At 44.3% G+C, this 20,680-nt stretch carries 23 protein-coding genes; 18 read left to right on the top strand and 5 right to left on the bottom strand.

Annotation, left to right across the window (positions count from 1 at the left end; all coding sequences use genetic code 11):
• Positions 1-2 precede the first annotated feature (2 nt).
• The 10 genes from PAEAM_RS29215 (at position 3) to PAEAM_RS29170 (ending at position 9,705) form a co-directional block, all read left to right on the top strand.
• Positions 3-236, top strand: coding sequence for a PspC domain-containing protein (locus PAEAM_RS29215; RefSeq protein ID WP_036673255.1), 234 nt, complete (start codon positions 3-5; stop codon positions 234-236).
• A gap of 17 nt (positions 237-253) precedes the next feature.
• Positions 254-763 carry a PspC domain-containing protein gene (locus PAEAM_RS29210; protein WP_017692314.1) on the top strand — a complete coding sequence of 170 codons (510 nt, stop codon included), beginning with the start codon at positions 254-256 and terminating at the stop codon, positions 761-763.
• A 1-nt stretch (position 764) separates the two neighbouring features.
• Entirely contained in the window at positions 765-1,472 is a 708-nt protein-coding gene (locus tag PAEAM_RS29205; protein WP_017692315.1) for a PspA/IM30 family protein, read from the top strand.
• A gap of 149 nt (positions 1,473-1,621) precedes the next feature.
• Positions 1,622-2,269: a cell wall-active antibiotics response protein LiaF gene (gene liaF, locus PAEAM_RS29200; protein WP_036605686.1), complete on the top strand. Its 648-nt coding sequence runs from the start codon at positions 1,622-1,624 to the stop codon at positions 2,267-2,269.
• A 31-nt stretch (positions 2,270-2,300) separates the two neighbouring features.
• A complete protein-coding gene (locus tag PAEAM_RS29195; RefSeq protein ID WP_036605687.1) occupies positions 2,301-3,416 on the top strand; it encodes a sensor histidine kinase in 1,116 nt (371 codons plus the stop codon).
• Entirely contained in the window at positions 3,358-4,026 is a 669-nt protein-coding gene (locus PAEAM_RS29190) for a response regulator transcription factor (protein WP_091020933.1), read from the top strand. Before PAEAM_RS29195 ends, PAEAM_RS29190 begins: the two co-directional genes overlap by 59 nt.
• A gap of 453 nt (positions 4,027-4,479) precedes the next feature.
• The gene (locus PAEAM_RS29185) at positions 4,480-5,229 is read left to right on the top strand and encodes a YwmB family TATA-box binding protein (protein WP_100529797.1); all 750 of its coding nucleotides are present in this window, start codon (positions 4,480-4,482) and stop codon (positions 5,227-5,229) included.
• 215 nt (positions 5,230-5,444) lie between these two features.
• Positions 5,445-6,995 carry a glucose-6-phosphate dehydrogenase gene (gene zwf, locus PAEAM_RS29180; RefSeq protein WP_036605690.1) on the top strand — a complete coding sequence of 517 codons (1,551 nt, stop codon included), beginning with the start codon at positions 5,445-5,447 and terminating at the stop codon, positions 6,993-6,995.
• 375 nt (positions 6,996-7,370) lie between these two features.
• Positions 7,371-7,769, top strand: a complete 399-nt coding sequence (locus PAEAM_RS29175) for a DoxX family protein (RefSeq protein WP_024634146.1) — start codon at positions 7,371-7,373, stop codon at positions 7,767-7,769.
• 352 nt (positions 7,770-8,121) lie between these two features.
• Positions 8,122-9,705: a peptide chain release factor 3 gene (locus PAEAM_RS29170; RefSeq protein WP_036605691.1), complete on the top strand. Its 1,584-nt coding sequence runs from the start codon at positions 8,122-8,124 to the stop codon at positions 9,703-9,705.
• Between the two features lie 226 nt (positions 9,706-9,931).
• On the opposite strand, the gene sspI is transcribed toward PAEAM_RS29170, so the two are convergent.
• On the bottom strand, positions 9,932-10,165 hold the full coding sequence (gene sspI, locus PAEAM_RS29165) for a small acid-soluble spore protein SspI (RefSeq protein WP_036673259.1): 234 nt from the start codon (positions 10,163-10,165) through the stop codon (positions 9,932-9,934).
• Positions 10,166-10,293: 128 nt separating this feature from the next.
• Here sspI and PAEAM_RS29160 point away from each other — a divergent pair, with 128 nt between their 5' ends.
• From PAEAM_RS29160 to PAEAM_RS29125, 8 genes are all read left to right on the top strand, one after another.
• Positions 10,294-10,995, top strand: coding sequence for a potassium channel family protein (locus tag PAEAM_RS29160; protein ID WP_076254620.1), 702 nt, complete (start codon positions 10,294-10,296; stop codon positions 10,993-10,995).
• A gap of 26 nt (positions 10,996-11,021) precedes the next feature.
• Entirely contained in the window at positions 11,022-11,810 is a 789-nt protein-coding gene (locus PAEAM_RS29155) for a TrmH family RNA methyltransferase (protein ID WP_100529804.1), read from the top strand.
• Between the two features lie 226 nt (positions 11,811-12,036).
• Complete coding sequence (locus PAEAM_RS29150; RefSeq protein ID WP_100529796.1) at positions 12,037-12,540, top strand: SMI1/KNR4 family protein; 504 nt, start codon at positions 12,037-12,039, stop codon at positions 12,538-12,540.
• A 330-nt stretch (positions 12,541-12,870) separates the two neighbouring features.
• Positions 12,871-13,629 carry an SDR family NAD(P)-dependent oxidoreductase gene (locus PAEAM_RS29145; RefSeq protein WP_100529795.1) on the top strand — a complete coding sequence of 253 codons (759 nt, stop codon included), beginning with the start codon at positions 12,871-12,873 and terminating at the stop codon, positions 13,627-13,629.
• 60 nt (positions 13,630-13,689) lie between these two features.
• A complete protein-coding gene (locus PAEAM_RS29140) occupies positions 13,690-14,775 on the top strand; it encodes an alkene reductase (RefSeq protein ID WP_100529794.1) in 1,086 nt (361 codons plus the stop codon).
• Positions 14,776-15,081: 306 nt separating this feature from the next.
• Entirely contained in the window at positions 15,082-16,080 is a 999-nt protein-coding gene (locus PAEAM_RS29135) for an NADP-dependent oxidoreductase (RefSeq protein WP_100529803.1), read from the top strand.
• Between the two features lie 61 nt (positions 16,081-16,141).
• On the top strand, positions 16,142-16,720 hold the full coding sequence (locus tag PAEAM_RS29130; RefSeq protein ID WP_100529793.1) for a TetR/AcrR family transcriptional regulator: 579 nt from the start codon (positions 16,142-16,144) through the stop codon (positions 16,718-16,720).
• Positions 16,721-16,807: 87 nt separating this feature from the next.
• Complete coding sequence (locus tag PAEAM_RS29125; RefSeq protein ID WP_100529792.1) at positions 16,808-17,590, top strand: SDR family NAD(P)-dependent oxidoreductase; 783 nt, start codon at positions 16,808-16,810, stop codon at positions 17,588-17,590.
• An 18-nt stretch (positions 17,591-17,608) separates the two neighbouring features.
• On the opposite strand, the gene PAEAM_RS29120 is transcribed toward PAEAM_RS29125, so the two are convergent.
• From PAEAM_RS29120 to PAEAM_RS29105, 4 genes are read right to left on the bottom strand one after another with little or no spacing between them, the layout of a single operon-like run.
• Positions 17,609-18,208, bottom strand: a complete 600-nt coding sequence (locus PAEAM_RS29120; RefSeq protein ID WP_100529791.1) for a class I SAM-dependent methyltransferase — start codon at positions 18,206-18,208, stop codon at positions 17,609-17,611.
• Positions 18,209-18,243: 35 nt separating this feature from the next.
• The gene (locus tag PAEAM_RS29115; RefSeq protein ID WP_100529802.1) at positions 18,244-19,287 is read right to left on the bottom strand and encodes a sensor histidine kinase; all 1,044 of its coding nucleotides are present in this window, start codon (positions 19,285-19,287) and stop codon (positions 18,244-18,246) included.
• A 49-nt stretch (positions 19,288-19,336) separates the two neighbouring features.
• A complete protein-coding gene (locus tag PAEAM_RS29110) occupies positions 19,337-20,017 on the bottom strand; it encodes a response regulator transcription factor (RefSeq protein ID WP_100529790.1) in 681 nt (226 codons plus the stop codon).
• Positions 20,018-20,074: 57 nt separating this feature from the next.
• Complete coding sequence (locus tag PAEAM_RS29105; RefSeq protein ID WP_100529789.1) at positions 20,075-20,641, bottom strand: class I SAM-dependent methyltransferase; 567 nt, start codon at positions 20,639-20,641, stop codon at positions 20,075-20,077.
• Between the last annotated feature and the right edge of the window lie 39 nt (positions 20,642-20,680).

Genomic DNA, 20,680 nt, shown 5'->3' with positions numbered 1-20,680 from the left:
CAATGAATAAATTATACCGCTCGGCGCGTAATCGAAGGCTAACAGGTTTGATCGGCGGCATTTCTGAAAATCTCGGATTGAGTACTACGCTGCTACGTATCATTTTCTTCATCAGTATTTTCGCTACGGGAGGTACATCATTGTTGATCTACTTCATCGCTGCGTTGGTGGTACCAAAGGAATCCAATCACGTTGATCCATATGCTTATGATTCCAACGTAAGAGGATACAAGTAAACGAAAGGAGCAAGCACATGAGCAAATTATACCGCTCAACGCGTGACCGGATGTTAACCGGCTTGTGCGGCGGAATTTCCGAAACCATCGGAATGGATTCCACCCTGCTGCGTATCATCTTTGTTATCAGTATCTTCGTAACTGGCGGCACGTCGTTGTTAATATACTTTATTGCAGCACTGGTGGTACCAAAAGAACCGTATCCGCCTTATGATCCATATGGCTACGGTCCGGGCCAAGGCCCTGGTCCTGGCAGAGGATACGACAACTATGATCATCAGCCACCAAGAGGTCCTTTTCAAAATAATCACAACCAGCAAGGTCCTGGTAACTTCGGTCCCGGCCCTGGATTCAACGGCAGACCTCAATCTGGTCCCCGTTCTTATGACAACAACGCCTACGGAGCAGGAGCACCGCAAGAAAGTGAACTTGATTCCATGATGAAAGATATCGAGAAAAAAGCACTGAAAAAAGAAGTTGAAGAGCTTCGCCAAAAATTATCTCGTTACGAGAAGGGAGAAAAGTAAAATGGGAGTATTTAAACGGATTAAGGATATGACGAAAGCATCGGTAAATGATATGTTGGATAAAGTAGAGGACCCGATTGTAATGTTGAACCAGTACTTGCGTGATATGGAGGCTGAGATTCATGAGGCAGAGGTAACTGTTGCTAAACAAATGGCAAATGAGCGCCGCATGAAACAACGTTTGGATGAAGCGGAGCGTACTTCGGTACAACGTGAGTCCCAAGCAGAAGCTGCTCTGTCTAACGGTCAGGAAGAAGTGGCACGCAAATTGTTGGAAGAGAAAATCTACTTTGATCAAAAAATTACGGAGTACAGCGAACTGCATGCACAGTCCGAAGCACAAGCAAAAGATCTGTTGCAACAGTTGCATGATATGAAAGATGAGTTCTACAAAATGCGTAACAAACGTAATGAACTTGTATCCCGTGCACAAATGGCAAAAGCTAAAAAACAAATGTCTTCCATCAACAGCTTGCATTCGATCGAAAGTGGCGGCGCATCACTTGGATTCCACCGCATGGAAGAGAAAATCATGCAACTGGAAGCTGAGGCTGACGTAGCTCGTGCACCTTATCGCAACACATCATCCACGTATACGAATCCTGTAGATGTGGAAAAACAATTCAAAGTGGATCAGCAATTACAAGCCCTCAAAAATAAAATGGGCAATGGTTCCAAGAATGAAGCGAACGGAACTTCAAAAGAATAACTGTTCGCTTAGTGGACAATATGATATTCTATAAATCGTGTATAATGTACGGTTGGTAGAACAAAAGTTAAGCCATACAGGACTTCATTGCCTGATATGGCTTTTCCGTTGAATAAAGAGAGATTAACTTACAGAGGAGGTGCGGCGGGATGAATCAAAAGAGTAAATGGCTTGCAGTTGTCATTATGATTATTGGCACAATGATGTTATTGAATGACAATATTAACTTCCTGACCGCTGCCGCACTGATTCTGTTAACGGTTGGAATGCTTCAAGTCCGCAATGGGGATACCCGCAAAGGTCATCGGTATCTTGGCATTGGTGCGGCACTGTTATTGCTGGATAATTTAATGATTGTATTTTTGATTGTACTGGCTTCTTTAGCTTACTTTTATTCAAAAAACAAAAAGATTCATCTGGACGAAGGCGTTATGAAGAAACAGAATTTCATGGCTCGGTACTACTGGGATCAATCATCCTGGACGTTACGTAGTATGAGTCTGTGGCATGCCATAGGTGAGGTTAACGCCGATCTATCTCTTTCGATTCCGGAGGAGAAACAAACAATTGTGCTGCTGCAAGGAGTTATGGGTAATGTTCGCCTTACACTACCAGAAGATTATGGTGTGGAGATTGAAGCATCGGTTCTTTTCGGCCGAATTAATCTTCTTGGAGAACAAGATAGCGGCATGATGAACAAATTAGTATGGAGAACGCCTGGATATGAATCCAGTGAACATAAAGCAAAATTTGTCATTTCTTATATTGTTGGCGACCTAAACATCAGTAATCCGTAGTAAAATAGATGAAGAGAAGGAGGAGACCCCGATGAAGACAAAACGACATACCGACATGGTAACCCGAAGTATGGGTGAAGGGATCCTCCTGGTTTTCATTGTGCTCGCTGTTATTTTGTATGTATTGTATACATATGGTTATCTTGCTCCGTTTACAGGTTGGCGTCATCTGATTCAATCGGGTCTGGCCTTATTGCTGCTTCTGATTGGAATCGGTGCGGTCTTTGGGTTCTATCAGAGTTACCGGGTTAAACGCCGGCTTGAACTGCTGCGGGAAACACTTCTACTGTGGGAGAAGGGCTCTCTATCACGCACTGTACCTGATCTGGGCGATGATGATGTGGGCCGTTTAAGTGAGCAACTCGGACGAATCGGCAAAAAGTGGGAAGATCAGATATCTACGCTCCAGCGATTGTCTACTCATAATGCACAGCTTGCTGAACAAGCCAGAATTACGGCTATTGTGGAAGAGCGGCAACGTTTGGCACGGGAACTGCATGATGCGGTATCACAGCAATTGTTTGCGATATCCATGACAGCAACGGCCGTTGGACGGAAGATGGAGAAGGATTTTGAACGTGCTCAGCGGCAGGTGGCTTTGATTGAGGAGATGGCTTCGGTAGCCCAGTCCGAGATGCGTGCGTTACTGTTACATCTGCGTCCAGTCTATCTGGAGGGTAAACATCTCGAACAAGGTCTGCGTGATCTGGTGATGGAACTGAAAACAAAAGTACCCATGGACATTGTGCTCGAAATGGACGAAGACATTGATCTGATCAAAGGCATCGAGAATCATCTGTTCCGGATCGTTCAGGAGGCTATGTCCAATACGTTACGGCATGCAAAAGCGGAAAAAATGGAGATACGGATCCAGCGCCGTACTGATGCGATCCGGGTATTGATTCGTGATGATGGGCAAGGCTTTGATCTGGATGAGAATAAACAAGCTTCTTACGGTCTGGCTAACATGCGTGAACGTGTTACGGAGATTGGCGGGGCCATACATTTTGTAACAGCGCCTGGTAAGGGAACGCGGATTGAGATTACGATACCTTTGATGAACGATGAAAGCGAGGAAGAACATGTCAATGGAACCGGAAGTCGAAACGGAGACGGAAACGTCGATCAAAGTATTGCTCGTGGATGATCATGAGATGGTACGTATTGGTCTTGCAGCGGTACTGGATACCGAAGATGGAATTGAAGTTGTTGGTGAAGCAGGTAGTGGAGAGGAAGGCATTCGGCTTGCACAGGAATATAAGCCTGATGTTGTTCTGATGGACCTGGTTATGGAAGGAATGGATGGCATTGAGGCTACTCGTCAGGTACTTAAAATGTATCCTGAGTGCAAAGTCATTGTATTGACCAGTTACCTGGATGATGAAAAAATGTATCCTGTCATTGAAGCAGGTGCATTCAGTTATCTGTTGAAAACATCAAGAGCCAATGAAGTGGCAGATGCGATTCGCGCAGCAGCTCGCGGGCAATCCGTTCTGGAGTCACAGGTGGCTTCGAAAATGATGAATCGATTCCGGCAGCCACAGGCAGCAGCTCCTTTGCATGATGAATTGACGGACCGGGAAATGGATGTGCTCCGATTGCTGGCTAAAGGCAAATCGAATCAGGACATCGCTGATGATCTGATCATCGGAATCAAGACAGTTAAATTCCATGTCACGAATTTACTGGCAAAATTAGGCGTAGACGACCGTACACAGGCTGCGATCTATGCTTATAAAAACGGACTTGCAGAGTAAAAACAAGAACTAAATGCAATAACATAATTAAGCCAAAGAACCGTGCATTAATGTGCGGAAGTATAGATAAGAGATGATTTATATAAATTGAACTAAAGATTTACACAAAACGGAGAGGACAGAAGGAACCTGAAGAAGCGAAGCTAAAAGCTTTCTGAAAGAAAGCTACTTCGGAAGCATAAACTTCGCCTTTATCACCGGATTTTTACCTTGAAAAAGGGAATCAAAAAATCTGGGGATAACAGCGATCAGAAGGTTGTTCTGTCATCGGAGTGGCGAGTGTAAATATTGTGTAGTTCAATTTATATAGAAAAGATGAATGGAAAGCTCTGATCTGCCATGCAAGTGGCGGGTGGGGCTTTTTTGTTGTGTGCAGAAGAAGTATAGCAAATATGCGAAAGGGGCATGCTGTTGATAGATTCATAGAATGCAAGAAAGAAGCGGGGGATTCGAATGTTAAATCGTTGGATGACAGCAGGTATCTTGGCAATAGCTATCATAATTCTTATTGGTGTGACACAGGTATACGCAGAGAAGAACGAATCCAAAGCTGCCCAACTGGAACAGTTAATCTATACTGCTGACAGTGTGATTGATAATGTGGATCATCTAATTATTAAATGGCAAGGAGAAGGCAAGGGAGATGCACAAGCGCAGGCCGTGTTACTGGCAAGTCACTTGGGACTTGAACCACCTGTGCGGGTACGCCAGACGGGTCATGATGTTTACCGCAGTGAAGAGATTGTCGATACGGCTACTGGAGGTGCAGGCATGTTGGTCAATGTCGTCGATACAGGAGACAACGGATACTACGCCATCGTACAACTCTCAGGGGATGCACACACGGATCGGAAGGCATTAATGACATTACATGAAGAGGTCGATCAACTGCTTGTAGACTCAGGGATGAAGGCAACCTGGAATATGTCTGTGCAAGGTACAGCAGTTACTGCCACGGAACATGATGCGAGTCAGCAACTGGAACTGATCGAAGAACAGCTGTCCACAAAGGTGGATATCGCCTCCGTTGAACGATATACAGATGCAGGCACTGCAAGCGTCTCTTATAAGGCGGCTGAGCTGCCCCTATCGATCAAGAGTGGCTCGCACATGTTGAATATGCAACTCGCAGTTCACCAGGTTGGGGACGAGGTCGATAATCGAATTACAGTGGGGTTTCCGGTGATTACGATTGAATACTAAGGGATGGATTTTTCATGAATTGGGACCCAATATTGAGAATCTTTATCAGAAAAATGAGTTTGAAATAGTGCATCCATTCAGTTGATATGCTAAAATGGCATCACATCCAAGAAGGAACTTGCTGGTAATTGACAGTTGTATGTCGTGCATATATAACACCATTACATAGCTCGGGGAGAGCATGAAGGTTATCTTCCCGGAAGAAAGAGGAGCCCATGGTTGAAAAACAATTGCAAGATGAAGTACAGACACCAGGCGCAGTATTTTTCATTTTTGGAGCAACGGGTGATTTGGCCCGCCGGAAGCTGTTTCCGGCTATCTACAGTCTTTACCGTGAAGGCAAGCTTGCCGAAGACTTTGCGGTTATTGGCGTAGCACGTCGTCCGAGGTCCCCAGAAGAATTCCGGGAAGACATCTATGAATCCATTAAAGAGTTCTGCCGTTATCCAGCGGGGGAACCTGATGAGTGGAACGCTTTTGTCGATCATTTTGAATACAAAGCACTGGATATCAATAATGTGGAAGGATTCAAAGAGCTGCGTGCGCAGACGGAGCATCTGGAATCAAAGTTTAACACGCCGGGGAATCGACTGTTCTATCTGGCACTGGCACCTGAGCTGTTTGGCAGTGTCTCGTACAGTTTGCGGGACGGTGGTATGTTGGAAAGTCAGGGATGGAACCGTTTGGTGATCGAAAAACCATTTGGTTATGATCTGCAATCGGCCGAACATCTGAATGAGCAGATTCGTGAGGTATTCCGTGAAGAGGAAATCTATCGGATTGATCATTATCTGGGCAAGGAAATGGTGCAAAATATCGAAGTGATCCGCTTCGGAAATGCTTTTTTTGAACCGCTCTGGAACAACAAACATATTGCCAACGTTCAGATTACGCTTGGTGAGACGGTAGGCGTGGAAGAACGTGGCGGTTATTATGATCACTCCGGAGCACTCCGTGATATGGGGCAAAACCATATGCTTCAGATGCTGACAATGATTGCGATGGAACCGCCAAGTCGCCTATTCCCGGAAGACATTCGGGATGAGAAGGTGAAGGTATTGCGTTCATTGCGGGCCTTTACTTCGGATGAGGAAGTGAGCAACAACGTTGTGCGGGGGCAGTATGCCGAAGGGGAGTACCGTGGCAAGCAGCTTCCGGGGTATCGCCAGGAAGACAAGGTTGATCCGCAGTCGAATACGGAAACTTATTTTGCAGCACGTGTATTCGTGGATAATTTCCGCTGGGCGGGTGTGCCATTCTATATTCGGACAGGCAAGCGACTTCCGGTGAAAACGACCGAGATCGTGGTTGAGTTCAAGTCGATGCCAAACAACGTGTACCTTGGGAAAAAGTATAAATTGGAACCGAATCTGCTGGTCATTCGGGTGAATCCGATGGAAGGCATATATATCAAAATCAATGCCAAGAAACCAGGCTCGGATTCCGAGATTCAGCCACTCGCAATGGATTTCTGTCAGAGCTGCATGATTGGAATTAACTCGCCTGAAGCGTATGAACGTCTGCTGCATGATGCAGCAGAAGGGGATTCTACGTACTTCACCCGTTGGGATGAAGTGGCAACAGCCTGGTCTTTTGTGGATCGGATCGCAGCAGCCTGGGGGCAGAATCAAGGAGAGCTTCATACGTACCCTGCTGGAACTTGGGGACCAGAAGCGACAGATAAGCTACTGGAGCAGGATGGATTCCACTGGTGGCCGGTGAATGGTCAGGACGAGGACAGCGTGATCTGGCAAGTGAATGGTTAGGGTAGGGTAAGGGCATTAACAACAGTATTAACAACATACACAACATGACTGAGCCTGGGGAAATCGCAAATTTTGCGGTGTACCCAGGCTTTTTAGCGGTGAAAAGGTAGGTATCCATCTTAAGAAATAAGTAATTTAAATTAAGTTATTGACAAAAAGTAAGTATGTAACTTATACTCAACACATGAGTTAAAGAGTTACGCAAATGACAAACTTCATTCGGGCAAACGTTTCGGATAAGTTATCATTCATGAGATAAAATGTAAACCAGTTGAAGGGGTTTGCGTCACAGAGAATCATGAAGAAAAAATGTGCATAATATCTTTAATCTAAGAATACTATTTTGTATATATCGAATGGAGGAAAAAGAAAATGATGTTGGATGTAGGGTTGTTGTTGATTCGTTTGGTGATTGGATTGTCGTTCATGGCGCACGGGGCTCAGAAGCTGTTTGGTTGGTTCGGAGGTTACGGGATCAAGGGTACAGGTGGCTGGTTTGAGTCGATGGGCATGAAGCCCGGTGCATTGGTGGCGTTGCTGGCTGGACTCGCGGAATTCGGTGGCGGATTGCTGTTGGCTCTGGGTCTGCTTACACCAGTAGGTGGCATTCTGATTGCATTGACGATGGTTATTGCAATTGTGAAAGTCCATGGAGCGAACGGATACTGGTCTACACAGAACGGATTCGAATATAATCTCGCGATTCTGGTGATTGGTGTAGCGCTGGCCCTGACAGGTGGCGGACAATACGCGCTGGATGCATTGATTTTCTAAAACCGATAAATAAAAATGAATGAGGAGTGCCTGGATGCCATGGAAATGGCTGAAGGGTGCTTTTTTTTTGCAAGGGAAAAGAGAAGAATCTGCGGTAGTAATCGGTTATTTTCGGTAAAGATTATGGTACAATAGGAGAGTTGGGTTAAGAAGCAGTTCAAGGTATACATGAAAGCACAGATTTGAGGAGGATGAACTCCATTGTAAATGTGTAAAATTAATCTAGTGTGTAAAAACCTAGTACGTAAAAACTCGTGTACAATCAACCGGCCTCGCCGGATTGCATAAAGATTGAATGATGGACCGGCCATGCCGGATTAACGTGAATGAACGGACGAAAGGGATTAAACCTATGAGCAAAGCTGCAAATGATATTCTTCAACAGGAAGTGGACAAACGCCGGACGTTTGCCATTATCTCTCACCCGGATGCGGGTAAAACTACATTAACCGAGAAACTGTTGCTGTTCGGGGGCGCGATTCGCCTTGCGGGAACGGTAAAAGCTCGGAAAGCCAGCAAACACGCAACAAGTGACTGGATGGAAATTGAGAAACAACGGGGGATCTCGGTTACCTCTTCCGTAATGCAATTTGATTATCTGGATCATCGCGTCAACATTTTGGATACACCGGGTCACCAGGATTTCAGTGAAGATACGTATCGTACACTGACGGCTGCCGATAGCGCGGTGATGTTGATTGACGTGGCAAAAGGTGTCGAGGCACAAACGATCAAGTTGTTCCAGGTATGTGCGAAGCGCGGCATTCCAATCTTTACTTTCATCAACAAACTCGACCGTGAGGGTAAAAGCCCATTTGACCTGATGGAAGAACTTGAAAATGTACTGGGTATTCGTTCGGTTCCGATGAACTGGCCTATTGGTACAGGTCGCGAGCTGTGTGGTGTCTATGACCGGATGAAAAATCAGGTGGAGTTGTTCCAAGGGGACGATCACTCAACGATCAAAGTACAAAAGGTAGATGGCTACAAAGATCCGATTATCCGTGAGATGGCAGGAGAATACCTGCATGATCAATTGTGTCAGGATCTGGAGTTGCTGGATATCGCGGGCGACCAATTCGACATGGAGAAAGTTCAACGCGGCGAATTGACACCTATTTTCTTCGGTAGTGCGATTAACAATTTCGGCGTACAGACTTTCCTGGAGAACTTCCTGGAACTGGCACCGAAGCCTGAACCACGTCGCAGTACGGCAGGAGAGATTCAGCCAACGAATGAAAAATTCAGCGGTTATGTGTTCAAGATTCAGGCAAACATGAACCCGGCACACCGGGATCGTATTGCGTTCCTTCGTATTGTGTCAGGCAAGTTCCAACGTGGAATGAGTGTGAAGCATACTCGTGTGGGCAAAGAAATCAAGCTGTCACAGCCACAGCAATTCCTGGCACAAGACCGGGATATTGTCGAAGAGGCATATGCTGGCGATATTATCGGTTTGTTCGATCCGGGTATTTTCCGGATTGGCGATTCACTGAGCCAAGGCAGCGAAGTTATTTTTGAGGAATTGCCAACGTTCTCCCCAGAGATTTTCGCCAAAGTTACTGTGAAAAATGCATTGAAACATAAACAGTACCAAAAGGGAATTGATCAGTTGACGGAGGAAGGAACCATTCAGGTGTTCCAGACGGCAAGTTTCGACGAGACTATCCTCGGCGTAATTGGTCAACTTCAGTTCGAGGTATTTGAATACCGGATGAAAGGCGAGTATGGGGTAGACGTACTATTACAACGCATGCCTTATCAGTTCGCTCGCTGGATCGTGGACGAGAATCTGGACCCAAGCAAATTCCGGATTAACTCTGCGCTTGTAAAAGATAAAAAAGGAAATTATGTAGTGCTCTTCGAAAATGAGTACGCAATGAGAACGGCTATGGATAAAAATCCTACAGCTCAATTCCTGGAGACTGCGCCTTAAGTGAAGACAAAAGTATTTCGTGGGAATTGTTAAAAAATTAGTTAAACGTGACAAGCTCATGTGATGAGATAGCTTGTTAAAAATAAGATCCCTCCGCCAATTGGCGGAGGGATCTATTGCTATACACCTTACCTGGAGGCGGGTATGATCCAGCCGAATAAGGGAAAGCTTTCTTTTGCAGACAGAACAAACGTAATGATGGTTACCTTACCCTCCAATGCTTCACTTAGCGAAGCGGTTGAACGGGAATGGTGTGCAGATGCTCCTGCGCGATTTGAATGAGTTCTTCCTGCTTGGCAGGTTCTGTGTTCTTCCAGATCATCTCGAAAATGGCGCCAAGTCCAGGTAATGCAGCTTCCGGTCCATCTACTGAACCTTCAATCATCTCCCGGAGCTGATCATCACTCTTGTCATGAACTTTATGAACAATCGCTTCACGCAGGCTTAATGTAATGGGCATCGCAATTCCCTCCTCGTATATTCGGCTGCTCTAATACTGTTCCCTGGGAAGCGCGAGCGCATTCAAGTTTATCGGGCTTTGTGGTATACTACGAAGGATTATTTACGTTAGCATGGGTATCCGTAATGATGCGTCATGCTGAAGAGCAGCGGGAGGTTAAGACCCTAATGGCCAAGAAACAGTATGCCGTAATTGGTATGGGACGATTCGGATCAAGTGTTGCCAATGCACTGAGTGGCATGGGATTCGACGTGCTGGCAATTGATGCGGACGAGCAGCGGACTCAGGAAATGTCCAATGTGGTGACCCATGCGGTATCGGCAGATTCAACAGATGAAGAAGCGCTGCGTGCGCTGGGCATACGGAATTTCGACGTTGTCGTTGTGGCGATTGGTGAAGATATTCAGGCGAGTATTCTGACAACCCTGATATTGAAAGATATGGGCGTACCGGTGCTGATCGTAAAAGCTCAAAATGAGCTTCATGGTAAGGTATTGCAGAAGATTGGGGCGGATAAAGTCATCTATCCTGAGCGGGATATGGGACTACGCGTAGCCCATCATCTGACCTCGCCTAATATACTGGATTACATCGAGTTATCTGAGGATTACAGCATTTTGGAGATGAGAGCCTCCGAGCAAATGATCGGTAAAAACTTGATGGAATTAAACATCCGTGCACGTTTTGGTTGTAACGTGATGGCGATCCGCAGTGGGAACTCGATGAACATCTCGCCGTACGCTGAGGATCGGATCGAAGCTGGAGATGTGCTGATCATTGTGGGTCACAAGGATCATTTGACGAAAATGGAGCTTGCGTATCCGAAGTGATGGATGCAGATGGGAAGGATGGAAAGATGGATATTGTATCACCGCAAAATACACGTGTAAAAGAATGGGCGCAGTTGCTGGAGAAAAAGCATCGTACCCGTCAACATAAATATATCATTGAGGGCATTCATCTGGTACAGGAAGCATTGCGCGCCGGAGCAGATCTGGAGTGTATTGTGTACGACGGAGAGCAAGGCGTACCTAGCGAACTCGCCGGGCTTGAGAATCCGCTACAGCGTGTGGAGTGGGTTAGTGTATCTCCAGCGGTTATCGCCAAATGTACGGATACGATGACGCCACAGCCTGTATTCGCGATTGTGCGTAAAGGCAGTGAGCCACTGGAAAGCCTGATCGCAGGAGCACGTGGGCTTGTCGTTGTGCTGGACGGAGTTCAAGACCCGGGTAATGTGGGGACGATCATCCGTAGTGCGGACGCAGCTGGAGCCGCTGGGGTCGTACTTGGCGCGGGCTGTGCTGATGTGTATAACCCAAAGACGATTCGTTCGACGATGGGGTCATTGTTTCATTTGCCCATTGTGGAGGGCCAGTTGGAATCTTTGCTTCCCGAAGCGAAGGCTGCGGGCGTGAAGCTGGTAAGTACTTCTTTGCAGGCAGAGCATTCATGTTATAGCTATGATTTTACGCAGTCGGTATGGCTTGTGATTGGTAACGAAGGCAAAGGTATCTCGGATGCTACGGCACGTTTGGTGGATGATGCGATTACGATCCCGATGCAGGGACAGGCAGAGTCGCTCAACGCGGCAATGGCGGCAACGATTTTGTTGTTTGAGGCGATGAGACAGCGGATGGGGTAAACATTAAATAATTATTCCTGTCCCATTCCCAAATAACTGTCCCTAACTAAAATTAACTTCCCCCTAACCACCAAAGGCTGGAACATGGTTGCCGCTTTTCCCAACCATTTGTCCAGTCTTTTTGTCTTTCTCTTTGAAGCACCACAGCAGGGATTTTCCATTCAAATCCCGAATAGGTGATATAGTTTCTATTTCTTAAGCTAATGGGCAGGTGTAAAAATTGGAAATGAATAATGGAAAAGGAAAAACTCACTTTAGGGAATTTATGACTTGGGCTGGGGAAAAGGGCTGGGACATAATGAGTAAATCCGGTTCGCAGCTACATTTAAACAGCGGCATTACTTCAAGATATAAAGGACTTCCAGATGAATATTTAGAATTTCTAAATGTAGTTGAAAAATGCGTTGCACCGGATGAGCAAACCTGGTTTATTTGTGAGGCTGAGTTCAACAATAGCACGGAGACCGCATTCCAATGGAATGAATTTGAAATGCTTAGTTTGGAGGCAGCAGAGGGTGATTCTATTTGGCAGTCAGAGATAACGGCCTGGTGGGATCATCACTTGCCGATCGTAATGTCTGTGGAAGATGGATATTCCTTCTATGCCATTGACTTAACAACCGACAGTGGAGCTATTGTCCGTGGATGTGAGCCTGAATTTGAAGAGGTTGAAAAGGTATCCGATTCGTTTGGAGAATTTCTGGCATGGATGATGTCGAATTCAGATTAGCATAGCTAGGAAAGGTTGATGGTTATACTTGTGGCCATTGGCCTGACATTAGATTAACCAACGAAAGAAAAGTTAGTTCTGCTTAAATTGAAGGAGTGAAACGATATAGGAATTCTTAATTTATGATATAAAATGGTTTATATAGCGTTTCTCTTCTCATTTAAGTAAGTTCCAAACATGTTTTCTACATATAAAATAATTCTTTACTGCTCGTTCTAGAAATGATATGCTAACAGCAAGTTAGATCTAACTAGTTTTTTTTACACATTAAAGAATGATCGTTCTTGAAAAAAAGTACACTAATCTAAAGAATATAAGGGAGAGAATATGATGAAATACACAGTGATTACAGGAGCAAGTTCAGGAATTGGATATGAAACAGCATTGGCATTTGCAGCACGGGGCAAAAACTTGATTTTGGTAGCTAGAAGATTGGATAAGCTTGAAGAACTTAAATCAACTATTCAGGGTATCGACCCTAAAGTAAATGTTATCGTTCATACAAGCGACCTGTCTGTTAGCGCAGAGGCGTACACGCTATATAACGATTTGAAGGAATATGAAATTGAGACTTGGATCAATAATGCAGGGCTCGGAGAAGGCTCGTTCATTGCTGAACAGAATTTGGATAAAGTGGAGACGATGCTGCGTGTTAACATCGAATCTTTGACCATTCTATCTACACTGTATGTGCGAGATTATGCGAATGTGGAAGGCACTCAATTGATCAACGTCTCATCCGCACTCGGATATGCCATTGCTGTAGGCAGTGTTGCTTATTCTGCATCGAAATACTACGTTAGTGCCTTCACAGAAGGTCTTGCCAAAGAACTGGAACTGAAAGGTGCAAAACTAAAAGCGAAGATCCTGGCACCAGCGATCACGGAAACAGAATTTGTGCAAAAATCAATAGATGCTGAAGGATTTGATTACAAAGCGAATATGCCCAAATATCACACAGCTAAAGAAATGGCAGGCTTCATGATCGATCTGTATGATCACAATGAAGTGGTCGTAGGGATTGTAGATCAGAACTATGATTTTCAGCTGACAGGTGCAATCTACCCGGTGATTTCAGAATTGAATTAATACAGCAGAATCCCGAGGATACATTTACAAAATCTCAAATAAGAAGAGGAGTACATTCAATTGGAAAAGATATGGAGTAAAACAAAGATTGGCAGCATGGAATTGCCTCATCGACTAGCGATGGCACCTATGACACGCAGTCGAGCACAAGAAGATGGTACACCTGGAGAGTTGGCGGCACTTTATTATGCTCAGCGTGCAACGATGGGACTTCTGATTACGGAAGGAACGCAACCTTCCGATGATGGACAGGGATACTTGTGGTCACCTGGCATCTACACCGATAAGCATATTGAAGGATGGAAAAAGGTAACGGATGCGGTGCATGAAGCTGGCGGATATGTATATATCCAATTAATGCATGCGGGTCGCATGTCACATCCGGATAATACCCCGCATCATCGTCAATCGGTTGCTCCATCAGCAATCGCACCGGGTGTAGAAATGTTTACGGCTACAGGGATGCAGGATATCCCCGTTCCCCGGGAATTGAGTCAGGAGGATATTCAAACGACCATCGCCGATTTCCGAAAAGCAGCTGCCGCAGCGATCGAAGCAGGGGCGGATGGCGTTGAAATTCATGGGGCCAACGGATACTTGATCAATCAATTCTTGGGAGAAAATTCAAATACACGGACAGATGAGTATGGCGGGTCAATTGAAAATCGTGCTCGCTTTGCGATTGAAGTAACCAAAGCCATCGTGGAGGAAATAGGCGCAGAACGAACTGGCTTCCGTATCTCACCAGGGACACCGCTGGGTGGAATTCAAGATGGCGAACAAGGCCCTGAACTCTATCGCTATCTTGTAGAAGAATTGGCTCAATTGGATTTGGCTTACCTTCATGTTATGCATCTTGGAGATGAACAACTGCTCCAAGACATTCGTTCGATCTGGCAAAATCCACTGTTGGTCAATCGGGCTGGAAGAACGTTGGATGATCTTAGTGTAGATCTGGATCGTGGTCTCGCTGATCTGGTACCTGTAGGTGTATGGTCCTTAGCTAATCCAGATTTGGTGGAACGACTTCAACAAGGTGAGCCACTGAATGAAGCAGATCCGACAACATTCTTTGGATTGGGAAGTAAGGGCTACACGGATTATCCTACGTTGGAAGAATTAAAGTCGCAAGAGGGGCTACACTAGAACAAACCATGGAGCATGGCGTACAACTGAATACCGCGCGCCATGTTACTACATAAGTTGAACTAATCATTTACACATTAACGGAGAGGACAGAAAGAACCTGAAAAAGCGAAGCTAAAAGCTTTCTGAAAGAAAGCTACTTCGGAAGCATACACCTCGCCTTTATCACCGGATTTCCCTTTAGAAAGGGGATCAAAGAAATCTGGGGATAACAGCGATTGGAAGGTTGTTCTGTCATCGTAGTATCAGTGTAAATAATCTTTAGTTCAACTTATGTAGTCTATAAGCAAAGGAAGAGGATAAATGATGAGAGCAGCTCAAATACAGAAATACTCTAAAAAAATCCAGGTGGAAATTAATGATATTGCGACACCTCAGATCCAGAGCCATGAGGTTCTTGTCAGAGTAAAAGCAGCGGGTGTAAATCCACTTGATATCTTGAATATGAATGGCAGTGTTCGGATGATTGCCGACTATACGTTACCTTTAACTTTAGGGAATGAATTATCGGGTGTTATTGAAGCTGTCGGTGATGATGTTTTGAATTTTAAAGTGGGGGACTCGGTTTATACCAGGTTGCCACTGAATAAAATTGGTGCTTTTGCTGAATATGCGGCCGTACATGAGGATGCTTTATCCATGATGCCTGAAAATCTGTCTTTTATCGAAGCTGCTGCGGTACCCCTTACTGCCTTGACCGCGTATCAAGCATTGCATGATGTACTCCGAGCTGAACCGAATAAAAAGTTGTTTATTCCAGGCGGAACGGGTGGATTCGGGGCAATGGCCATCCCGATTGCCAAGTCTATGGGATTAACGGTGATTACAAGTGGCAGTGAACGGGGCAGAGCACGTAGTTTATCCATTGGAGCAGATCAATTCATTGATTATAAGACTGAGCGTTATGCTGACATTCTGTCCGATATCGATTATGTCATTGACACTTTGGGTGCGGACGAAATCAAAGCTGAACTGAGTATTTTGAAACCACAGGGGAAATTAGTCTCTTTGAAGGCAGGACCCAATTATCGCTTTGCAGTGGACAGTCAATTCCCGTTGTGGAAAAGAGCATTGTTTGGTCTCGTAGGTGCACGCCTGGATTCTTTAGCGCGTAAGAATCAAAATGTATATCGTTTTTTATTCGTGCACTCCAGTGGAGTTCAATTGCAAGAGATTACAGCTTTTATAGAAAAAGAAGACATTAAACCTTCGATCGATTCTACGTATACGTTTGATGACATTGAAAAGGCATTGATCAAAGTGTCCACGGGTCACTCCCAGGGCAAAGTCATTGTTACCTTTTAAAGGCTCGTTAAGATCATACTCATGCTATTTAATGTTCGTTTTCTGAACAGGAGGGAAACCAATGGCGAGGAGCAAAGAGTTCGAAGAGTCTGTTGTACTGGATAAAGCGATGAGACTTTTTTGGGAACAAGGTTACGAGAAGACGTCTATGACGGATCTGGTTAATCATATGGGAATTCATCGTAAAAGCTTGTATGACACATTTGGCGACAAACATACCTTGTTTCTAAAGTCAGTAGATCTGTATGATCACAAAATCAGCTCCGCTCTTGCAGCAGGCGTAAAGCGTTCTAAAACGGCAACGGAAGCACTTCAGTTTATATTTCTTTCTTTAATTCATGGAGAGGAATCTCCAGCATCAGGCTGCTTCATTGTTAATTCGACGGTAGAATTGGCGGCACGTGATAAAGACATGAACCACCGATCAACGGAGATGTTTGCAAATACGGAGAAACTAATCAAGGACATTATGGTGTGGGGACAGCAAGAAGGTGAATTCACAACGGAGTACAACGCCGAGGTATTGGCGGAATATCTGCATAACGTAAGCATTGGGTTAAGGGGGATGGCCAAGACTTCGATGACCAAGGAAAAACTGCTTCGTATAGCGATGCTATCCATGGATCTCATACTAAGGTAGTCTATTTTTTTTACTATTATAGAATGTTCATTCTAATTTATGTTCCAGATGAAACATATTTTATAGAAAAGAGAGGCAGGTCACGATATGAGAAAGACAGTTCTAATCACAGGGGTATCGGGTGGGATCGGTAAAGAGTTAGCTGATCGGTTTGCCAAAGATGGACATCATATTGTGCTGGTAGCACGAAGCGAGGGTAAAATACAGGATCTAGCTCAGGAGTATCAGAAAAAGTATGGCATTCAGGCGACGGTTATTGCCAAAGATGTAGCGGCACCTGGGGTACCACAGGAGATTTATCATGAGTTGAAGGAAAAGGGCATTGTTGTTGACTATCTTGTCAATAATGCAGGCTTCGGTTTGTTCGGGACATTTATGGAGACGGATATGGAACAAGAAGTTAATATGATTGACGTGAATATCAAGGCTTTAACCGTCATGACAAAGCTATTCTTGCCGGATATGATACAACGTGGACACGGCGGTGTGATGAATGTGGCTTCGTTGGTAGGTTTTTTCCCTGGACCGATGATGTCGGTATATTATGCGACGAAAGCGTATGTGCTATCGTTCACTGAAGCTTTGGAGAATGAAGTAAACGGTACTGGTGTTACGGTGACAGCACTGTGTCCAGGTCTGACATCTACCGGATTTGTTGATCGGTCGGGTATGGGGGTATCGAAGATGTTGCAGGGCCCAATCATGGAAGCTGGACAGGTGGCGGAAGAAGGATATCAAGGCTTCTTACGTGGCAAAACGTTAATTATGCCTGGAGCTCGTAACCGATTTATCGCGTTTATGCCGCGGTTGTTGCCGCGTAAGATGATGACTCGCATAATTAGATCCTCACAGGACAAGACAGGACATTAAACATATAAAGAGGATAAATCAAGTCTTCCTCAAGTCGATCGTTACACGTTGTCCTTCATCTTGTCTTTTACGACAAACATATACAAAAACAGGAGGGAAGCTGAAGGGCACAAATTGAATTTTCTCCATCTCAAATAACTCAGCTAATCGTTTCTTCATATGAAGTGAGTACTGGTATAACACTAAGGTGCCTCCAGGTCGGAGAGCTGTATGGATCTGTGACAGGATGTTTTGTCTCATTTCTCTGGAAAAATTAAAAAAGGGCAGTCCGCAAATGATGCTATCCAACTGATGCATATGTTCTTGGTTGATTCTTTTTAATAGATAGGATGCATTGGAATGGAACATGAATTCAGGATATGTTTTCTTCAGATTACTTCTCATTTTGGTGTCTCTTTCAAATAAAAACACGGTTGCCGATTTCGGTAATTGTGATCTTATGAGCCGGGTGATGGCCCCTGTTCCTGGCCCCAGCTCAGCAATGGTTCTAACCTCATCCCATCGTATGCACTGGACGATTTTACGGGCTAGATATTTGGAACTGGGGAGAACACTGCCTACTCGTTTGGGGTTCCTCAGAAATCCTTGCAGGAAAAGAAGAGGTTCGGATGTTTTCATCGCGGTATCCTCCATTATCAATGCTATTGAATGTTTCACTGGATGTTAGAAGGCAAGCTTAGTTGGAATATAAATACGTTACGCGTATGTTTTAGTGTTAAAGTCCCCTGATGTAAATCCGCAATGTTTCTCGCAATAGAAAGTCCCAGACCAGATCCTGATTGAATACCTTCGCTATTCCTCGAATAATCCACCTTATAAAAGCGATCAAACAGTCTGTTTTTTTGTTCTATCGTTAGTGGTATGCCTTTATTCTCTACTTCAATGGTAACGTGATTATCCTGCACACTCATTCGAACATGAATCGTGCCCGGTTTAAAGGAATACTTTAGTGCATTCATGAGGAGATTGTCGATGGCTCGAGCGATCTTATCACTATCCAGGGAAACCATGATTGGAGCATTACCGAGTTTTTTTTCAATACGAATCCCATGCTCCTGAGCTAAAGGTTCGAATTCAAACAACAATTGGTCCAATAGCTGACAGAGGTCAACATTTTTCAAATCCAATCGGGTGTTCACTTCGTTAAGACGCGTATATTCAAATAAATCATCGAGTAACTTCTTCAAATGCGTTGCTTTGTTATAGGTGTTTTGTATGAAACGGTCATACTCCGCTTTGTCTTGAAATGATTCTGATTTGAGAAGCTCAATATAGCCAATTATGCTGGTAAGCGGTGTACGCAGGTCATGTGAGATGCCAGTGATTAGGTCCATCTTGGATTGCTCCAATTCACGTTCTTTAGCAATCTGTTGCTTTAACTGTTCTGTCATGTGATTGATGTTGGAAGCGACGCGCCCAAGTTCATCTTGTCGATTAACGGGCACCCTGTAATTCAAATTTCCTTCAGATATGATTTGAAGCCCTTGTTCTAATGTAATGAGATCTCTCACAATTTTTCGTGTGGAAAACAAAAAAATTAATGTGAAAATTACGATGAAGATTGGTGTTAGAACGTAAGGAAAGATGTAGAGAAGCGAAGGCCAATTAAATCTTTCACTAATTTTTGCGGCAGCTATGATTAACATATTATTTACACCCACAGAGCCAACAAACGAAATCAATAAACTGATCAACATTTGATATAGGATGTTAATCTGTATCTTTTTTTTAAACTGTGGTAATCGTTTAATCAATTTTATATCCCACTCCCCATACCGTTTTAATGTACTGAGGTTCCCGCGGATTTACTTCCAATTTCTCTCGCAGATTACGAATGTGGACCATCACCGTATTATCCGAATACCCGTAAGGTTCTTTCCATACAGTTTCGTAAATTTTCTCGGAGCTAAATACTTGTCCAGGATGGCTGGCAAGCAGCACCAGAATGGAAAACTCTAATGGTGTAAGCGAAATGTCATTATCTTTGAGCTTCACAGAATGTTTACTCGTATCAATGACAAGGTCCTTGATCAAAATAAGTGAATTGGATTCTGGTTTCCCGATCAGTGTTTGACGTCGCAACTGAGCCTTAACGCGAGCCAGCAATTCTAGCGGATTAAACGGTTTGACCATGTAATCATCGGCCCCGGTAGTCAGGCCAGTGATTTTATCAATGTCTTCTTCCTTTGCGGATAACATAATAATGGGAGTGGCTGATACTTCTCTTATTTTGAAGCAGGCTTTGATTCCGTCCATGATGGGCATCATGACATCCAGTATTACGAGTTGGACGGATGTTGTTTTGATAATATTTAGCGCTTCCTCACCATTGGCTGCTTCAATGACCTGATATCCTTCGTTACGTAAATAGACATGAATGACATCCCGGATATCGGGTTCATCATCAACAACGAGAACGGTATTCATAATTCAACACTCCTTAAAAATTAGGATAACATCAGTGTAAACGATAGTCTGGAATGTTTAAATTGTTTCCTTTTTGCGACAGACATAAACGAACGCAAGTGGGATATTCAAAGGCACTAATTCTATTTTTTCGATGATAAAGTGTTCGGATAATGTTTTTTTCATTTGAAGTGAATATTGAAAGGCGATGAATAATCCTCCAGGTTTGAGTGCCTTATAGATCTGGTCTACCAACGTACTTCTTAATTCAGGCTCAAAGTTGAAAAACGGCAATCCGCTAAAAATGTAATCGAGTTGCTGAACGCCCTCTTGATTCATGGATTCTACCAATCGAGCGGCGTCTGGATAACAGGAGAACTCCGGGTATGCCGTCTTAAGAGTATTCCTCATCGTTTCGTTCATCTCAAACAACAACACTTGCGTTGAACCCTGCACCTCTTGTTGAATATAACGAGTGATAGCACCTGTACCCGATCCGAGCTCGGCGACTGCTTTGGCCTCTAGCCAAGAGGCTTGCTTCACCATTTTGCTGGCGAGAAACCGGGAACTGGGGATGATGCTGCCAACATGTTTAGGGCTTTGAAGAAAGCTTTTCAAAAATAAAACAGGTTCATTGGAATTCATAGGGATTCCTCCATAATGTGATGGTATGTTATTCAAACC

This window comes from Paenibacillus sp. GM1FR (genome assembly GCF_002803315.1).
GTDB classification, from domain to species: domain Bacteria; phylum Bacillota; class Bacilli; order Paenibacillales; family Paenibacillaceae; genus Paenibacillus; species Paenibacillus amylolyticus.
This window is presented reverse-complemented; position numbering and strand designations above follow the sequence as displayed.

Bases quoted from the DNA above. Each gene is read 5' to 3' on its own strand.
- PAEAM_RS29215 (WP_036673255.1), top strand. From the start codon at position 3: ATGAATAAATTATACCGCTCGGCGCGTAATCGAAGGCTAACAGGTTTG.
- PAEAM_RS29210 (WP_017692314.1), top strand. From the start codon at position 254: ATGAGCAAATTATACCGCTCAACGCGTGACCGGATGTTAACCGGCTTG.
- PAEAM_RS29205 (WP_017692315.1), top strand. From the start codon at position 765: ATGGGAGTATTTAAACGGATTAAGGATATGACGAAAGCATCGGTAAAT.
- liaF (WP_036605686.1), top strand. From the start codon at position 1,622: ATGAATCAAAAGAGTAAATGGCTTGCAGTTGTCATTATGATTATTGGC.
- PAEAM_RS29195 (WP_036605687.1), top strand. From the start codon at position 2,301: ATGAAGACAAAACGACATACCGACATGGTAACCCGAAGTATGGGTGAA.
- PAEAM_RS29190 (WP_091020933.1), top strand. From the start codon at position 3,358: ATGGAACCGGAAGTCGAAACGGAGACGGAAACGTCGATCAAAGTATTG.
- PAEAM_RS29185 (WP_100529797.1), top strand. From the start codon at position 4,480: ATGTTAAATCGTTGGATGACAGCAGGTATCTTGGCAATAGCTATCATA.
- zwf (WP_036605690.1), top strand. From the start codon at position 5,445: ATGGTTGAAAAACAATTGCAAGATGAAGTACAGACACCAGGCGCAGTA.
- PAEAM_RS29175 (WP_024634146.1), top strand. From the start codon at position 7,371: ATGTTGGATGTAGGGTTGTTGTTGATTCGTTTGGTGATTGGATTGTCG.
- PAEAM_RS29170 (WP_036605691.1), top strand. From the start codon at position 8,122: ATGAGCAAAGCTGCAAATGATATTCTTCAACAGGAAGTGGACAAACGC.
- sspI (WP_036673259.1), bottom strand. From the start codon at position 10,165: ATGCCCATTACATTAAGCCTGCGTGAAGCGATTGTTCATAAAGTTCAT.
- PAEAM_RS29160 (WP_076254620.1), top strand. From the start codon at position 10,294: ATGCGTCATGCTGAAGAGCAGCGGGAGGTTAAGACCCTAATGGCCAAG.
- PAEAM_RS29155 (WP_100529804.1), top strand. From the start codon at position 11,022: ATGGATATTGTATCACCGCAAAATACACGTGTAAAAGAATGGGCGCAG.
- PAEAM_RS29150 (WP_100529796.1), top strand. From the start codon at position 12,037: ATGAATAATGGAAAAGGAAAAACTCACTTTAGGGAATTTATGACTTGG.
- PAEAM_RS29145 (WP_100529795.1), top strand. From the start codon at position 12,871: ATGAAATACACAGTGATTACAGGAGCAAGTTCAGGAATTGGATATGAA.
- PAEAM_RS29135 (WP_100529803.1), top strand. From the start codon at position 15,082: ATGAGAGCAGCTCAAATACAGAAATACTCTAAAAAAATCCAGGTGGAA.
- PAEAM_RS29130 (WP_100529793.1), top strand. From the start codon at position 16,142: ATGGCGAGGAGCAAAGAGTTCGAAGAGTCTGTTGTACTGGATAAAGCG.
- PAEAM_RS29125 (WP_100529792.1), top strand. From the start codon at position 16,808: ATGAGAAAGACAGTTCTAATCACAGGGGTATCGGGTGGGATCGGTAAA.
- PAEAM_RS29120 (WP_100529791.1), bottom strand. From the start codon at position 18,208: ATGAAAACATCCGAACCTCTTCTTTTCCTGCAAGGATTTCTGAGGAAC.
- PAEAM_RS29115 (WP_100529802.1), bottom strand. From the start codon at position 19,287: ATGTTGATCAGTTTATTGATTTCGTTTGTTGGCTCTGTGGGTGTAAAT.
- PAEAM_RS29110 (WP_100529790.1), bottom strand. From the start codon at position 20,017: ATGAATACCGTTCTCGTTGTTGATGATGAACCCGATATCCGGGATGTC.
- PAEAM_RS29105 (WP_100529789.1), bottom strand. From the start codon at position 20,641: ATGAATTCCAATGAACCTGTTTTATTTTTGAAAAGCTTTCTTCAAAGC.